6 protein-coding genes are annotated in these 4,917 nt (G+C 64.5%); 2 read left to right on the top strand and 4 right to left on the bottom strand.

The genetic code is table 11. The features are described from left to right. Positions 1-161: 161 nt before the first annotated feature. Positions 162-941, bottom strand: coding sequence for an enoyl-CoA hydratase (locus WCB02_RS36720; protein ID WP_423966620.1), 780 nt, complete (start codon positions 939-941; stop codon positions 162-164). Between the two features lie 84 nt (positions 942-1,025). Continuing rightward, entirely contained in the window at positions 1,026-1,370 is a 345-nt protein-coding gene (locus WCB02_RS36715; protein WP_423966617.1) for a hypothetical protein, read from the bottom strand. Positions 1,371-1,756: 386 nt separating this feature from the next. Between WCB02_RS36715 and WCB02_RS36710 the strand changes: the two genes are divergently transcribed. After that, the gene (locus WCB02_RS36710; RefSeq protein WP_423966614.1) at positions 1,757-2,299 is read left to right on the top strand and encodes a sigma-70 family RNA polymerase sigma factor; all 543 of its coding nucleotides are present in this window, start codon (positions 1,757-1,759) and stop codon (positions 2,297-2,299) included. 5 nt (positions 2,300-2,304) lie between these two features. Next, positions 2,305-2,943 carry an NrsF family protein gene (locus WCB02_RS36705; protein ID WP_423966612.1) on the top strand — a complete coding sequence of 213 codons (639 nt, stop codon included), beginning with the start codon at positions 2,305-2,307 and terminating at the stop codon, positions 2,941-2,943. A 40-nt stretch (positions 2,944-2,983) separates the two neighbouring features. Here the strand turns inward: WCB02_RS36705 and WCB02_RS36700 are convergent, their stop codons facing one another. Together WCB02_RS36700 and WCB02_RS36695 are read right to left on the bottom strand one after the other, a co-directional pair. Further along, a complete protein-coding gene (locus tag WCB02_RS36700; protein ID WP_423966610.1) occupies positions 2,984-4,099 on the bottom strand; it encodes a DUF2336 domain-containing protein in 1,116 nt (371 codons plus the stop codon). Between the two features lie 60 nt (positions 4,100-4,159). Further along, a partial coding sequence (locus tag WCB02_RS36695) for a GGDEF domain-containing protein (protein ID WP_423966608.1) occupies positions 4,160-4,917 on the bottom strand: 758 nt, incomplete at its 5' end.

Raw genomic sequence — 4,917 nt, 5'->3', positions numbered from 1 at the left:
CCCCTGATGTTGCCGACCGAAAATGCCTGGCGCGGCTTGGCCTTGATGCGCCTGCGACATGGTCCGAGCGCGCCTATCGCGCGCTGGTCAGCGCCGCGCTGGTGCGGAGCCGAGCCACATCATCGTCCGATGCCGGGCATGCTCCGGGAGGACTCGCGTAGCTACCTGTTCTTGTTCACAGGCTTGCGCTTTTCGATGAAGGCCGCCATGCCCTCGGCGCGGTCTTCCAGCGCAAAGGTCGCGTGAAACAGGTTGCGCTCGACATTCATGCCTTCGGACAACGGCGTCTCGAACGCGCGGTTGATGGCTTCCTTCGCCATCGCCGCTGCGGGACGCGACATCGCGGCGATTTTCTCGGCCGCCGCCAGCACCTCTTCCATCAGTTTGTCCGCGGGCACTACCCGGCTGACCAAGCCGCTGCGCTCGGCCTCGGCCGCGTCCATCATGCGCCCGGTCAGGCACAGATCCATGGCCTTGGATTTGCCGACCGCCCGCGTCAGCCGCTGGGTGCCGCCGATGCCAGGGATGGTGCCGAGCGTGATTTCGGGCTGACCGAATTTCGCGGTGTCCGCGGCGATGATGATGTCGCACATCATCGCCAGTTCGCAGCCGCCGCCAAGCGCGTAGCCAGCGACCGCGGCGATGGTGGGCTTGCGGCATCTGGCGACGCGGTCGCCGCCGATCGATGCAAAATCGCTGGCAAACATGTCGATGAAACCCTTCGGCTGCATCTCCTTGATGTCGGCACCGGCCGCGAACGCCTTTTCGCTGCCGGTGATGACAAGGCAGCCGACAACGTCGTCGGCCTCGAGCTGATCGACGGCGCGCGCGATCTCGCCAAACACGCCGAACGACAGCGCGTTGAGCATCTTGGGGCGGTTGAGCGTGATAACGCCGACCGCGCCCTTGTTGTCGACGATGATGTGTTCGAACGTGCTCATGACCACCCCGCAAAGCTGATTTTGCTAGACAATCTGCCCGCTGGCGGGGTGGGCTTCAAGTGCGGATGTGGAGCCAAAGCGCTTTCAAGCGAAGAACATGCGGGCGGCGGAGGCGAGCGTCAGAAGCGTGCCGACGCCGATAAAGATCTTCCCGACCAGCGAAGCCGTGTCGGAAGGGGAATTGTCGTCGCTGCTCGCCAGCGCTGGGGCGGGCGCTTCGGCCTGCGCCGGCGCTTCGCCCGCGGACGTTGCCGCACTCGGCGCGTCTTCGGCCACCGTGCGATCGTTGTCGCTGGCCGGACCGGCGGCCTGATCAGTTCCGGTCATCTGGCTCTGAACACCGGTCTGGTTGTCTGCCGACGGCTCGGCCAGCGCGGTTGCATGGGACTGCACGCCCAAGCCGGCCAACAACCCGATCGCGAGGATCAACGCCGAACGCCCGCCGCCTCTGTTCGTCATTGGGCAATCTCCCATTTGCCGGTCCAATAGGCGAAATGAGACCTTTGGGCGTGTCGGCATCGCGGCAAAAAAAGGGAATCTTCGGGTACCGCCGGGCGGAAGCAGGGCAGTGGCCACACCGCGGGGGAAAAGCTGCTGAACTCAGCTCCGCAGGTCTTTGAGATCCAGGCGATGGCCATCAGGCGCCCCGATCGATGCTATGGAACAGAGGACCGGCGACTCACGGCGCGCCTCGTCTTCGAACCAAGACCTTCGAGCCTGCGGCCGGCCTCGATCCGATTTATCACGACTTCGTGATTGGCGGTTGTGGCCGTAACAAATTGAAAGGTCGATCGAAATGTATGGTGGGAGCGTGTGTGCGCGAACGTGAAGACGAATGGACCGGCCTGATGCGGTCGGCCATATCCGGGGACGGCGCGGCGTATCATCGGCTGCTCAAAGCGATCACGCCGGTTCTGCGGGCCGCGGCGCGCCGCGGTCTTGCGCGGGCAGGGCAGCCGGTCGATCAATCCGAGGACATCGTGCAGGATATCTTGTTGGCGGTGCATTTGAAGCGACATACCTGGGACGCGACTGCCCCGTTCGCGCCCTGGCTGTTTGCGATTGCGCGCAACAAGCTCATCGACGCCCTGCGACGTCGCGGAAGGCGGATTTTCGTCAATATCGACGATTTCGCCGAGACGCTCGCCGATCATCCGGCCGCGGAGACCGCGCCAGCAAGCGAGGTTGCGGCGCAGCTCAACGCCTTGCCGGCGCGGCAGCGCGACGTCCTGCAATCCATTGCGGTGGAAAGCGCATCGATCAAGGATACGGCGGCGAAGTTGTCGATGAGCGAGGGCGCGGTGCGGGTGGCGCTGCATCGCGGGCTTTCGAGCCTCACCGCCAAACTGCGGGGATAGTGAGAATGGATACCGATCAGCTCATTCGGACCCTCGCCGCTGACAATGCCCATCGCGAAAAGCCGGTCGGCTTCGTGCTGGCGCTGGCGCTGCTAGCCGCCGCGCCGGTCTCGCTGTTGATGTTCTTTGCGGTGCTGGGAGTCAGGCCCGACGTCATGACCGCGATGCATAATCCATTCTTCGACCTGAAATTTGCGGTGACGCTGGCGCTGGCGATCTCGGCGATCATGGTCAGCCTGCATCTGTCGCGGCCGGAAGCCTCGCTGCGCGGCTGGGCCTTTCTTTTGGCGCTTCCGGTGGGACTGCTGGCCGCCGGCATCGCCGGCGAAATGATGCTGCCGCAGCGGCTGCCAATGATGACGCGGCTGGTCGGCAGCAATTCGAAAATCTGCATGACGTCCATCCCGCTGTTGTCCTTGCCGCTGCTGGTGGCGGCGCTGATCGGGCTGCGCCATGGCGCCCCCGCGCGGCCAGCGATGGCCGGCGCTGTCGCCGGGCTGTTGTCGGCGGGATTGGCGGCAACGCTCTATGCCTCGCACTGCACCGACGACTCGCCCTTGTTCGTGGCGACCTGGTACACGATCGCGACCGCGCTGGTGACCGCGTTCGGCGCGCTGGCGGGATCAAAGGTGCTGCGGTTCTGATTTTTGTCTACCGCGTCGCTGGCTAGTCCGGCAAACCCGTTCAGGCCGCGGGCGCGGAAGCCGTGGCCTGTTGCATGCGGTGGAAGCGCAGCACCTGCTGCGCGGTTGAAGGCCGCAAGCGCTCATAGGTTTCCCTGCAGGCCAGAAGATCGGTCGGTTCGCCGCCCGAGAGGTCGTCACGCATGTTGATGATGGCCTTCACGGTGCTCCAGGACAAGGCCGCGACCTTCGCCAGGATCATCACGCCTTCGGCGCGGCTTTCCACCATCATGTTCTCGGCGGTTGCGACCGGCACGCTGGCAAGGGCGGCGATTGCCGCATTGGCTTCGTCGAATTTGCCGGCTTCGGCAAACTGCGTCACCTGATGTTCGTCGAGCCGGCCCTCCTCGAACAGCGATTTGACGAGGGCATGAGCGATCTCCGTCTGTTTCGTGATCGCGACCTTCGCCGAACGCGCGCGCCGCGTCGCCTCGCGCACCGCCATCGGCACGTCGCCGGCTTGCTTTGGATGGGCCGCCTCGAGGCGCTGGCGCACCGTCTCCGAGGCCTTGGCGATCAGTTTCAGGTAGAGATGCCGCGGTAGCGTCGGCCTCAAGCCCAGGCAAGTCGCGAGATTGTCGTCCCCTTCGGCACGATTGACCAGACGCGTGAAGCCGCGCTCCGAAAATTCCGCGCCGGGATTATTCACGGTGCTCTGGATCACCTCGTCATTGCCGCGCAGCACGAGCACGTCGGTGACCGCACCGCTCAGCACCCGGCGCGTCGAGATCGCAAGCAAATGCGCCTGGCTGCGATTGCGCGCAGTCTCGATCAGCGCCTCGTCATCGAGCCGCTCCGATTTCGACAGCACGGGACCGGCGATCTCGATCGCTTCGTCGAGCGCCAGCGTGCGGATCGTCTGCGGCGGCGCGACATCGATCGGAGCCAGGCGATTGGCGAGCAGCGCCTTGGCCGAAAGCTCGATGTGCGTGATCAGGCATTGAAAGACGTCGTCGAACAGTCCGATCTGCGCCTCCGAATAGTCTACCGCACCGTTGATGAAGAGGTCGGTGACGCGGCGCAGCGCCTCGACGCGGCGCGCGACGGTGCCGTGCGCGAGCGTGGATTGCAACTCGTCGAGCAGATTTTCGGGGGCGGAGGCGGCTTTCGAGCTCATGTCTCTGTCCTGGAATATTGGCCGGTGACGATTTCTTCGTCGCCGAAACAGAAAAAACTGTCAGGCACTGGTAATACGGTTGCGTCCGCGCGCCTTGGACGCGTAGAGCGCACAATCGGCGCGGGCGAGAAGGCTGTCGGAGTGCTCGTCCGCACGTAGCGTGGCGATGCCGGCCGAAATCGTGACCTGCATGCCCGGTGAAAATGCGCTCCAGTCGAGCTCGGCAATGATCGTGCGCAGCCGGTCGAGCATCTGGGCCGCGCTTGATTCCACGGTGTCGGGCAGCACCAGCAGGAATTCCTCGCCTCCGTAGCGGCCGAATCTGTCAACGTTCCGGATGTTCGCGAACACCGTGATGGCGAACGTCCTGAGCACCTCGTCGCCGGTGGGATGGCCGAAGGCGTCGTTGATCCGCTTGAACCAGTCGAGATCGATCAGCGCGACCGAGCATGGCGCCTCGAGGCGGCGCGCCCGGGCGATTTCTTCTTCCAGCATCCGCATGATGCAGCGCCGGTTGAAGGAGCCCGTGAGCTCGTCGAGTTCGGCGAGCTCCTCGATGCGGCGATAGGCTTCCTTCAGCTTGAGCCCGCTCTGGTAGAGCGATTGACGCATCGCGCGGGAGTAGATCCCAAGAAACATGCAGCGCCCGATGGTCAGCGCGAACACCAGCATCGTCGCGAGCCGCTCGAGGGTGTTGCCATCCGGCATGGCAACCGGCTTGTCCGTCAGGAGAAATAATGCGGCCAGGCCGAACACCATCGCGGTCCACATGACGGCGCTTTGCTCCGGCGTGGCGCGAAGCGAACCGAAGTTGAAGA

Source organism: Bradyrhizobium sp. (assembly GCF_049581145.1).
Classification (GTDB): Bacteria; Pseudomonadota; Alphaproteobacteria; order Rhizobiales; family Xanthobacteraceae; genus Bradyrhizobium.
The sequence above is the reverse complement of the archived record's forward strand: the minus strand, read 5'-3'. Positions and strand labels throughout refer to the sequence as shown.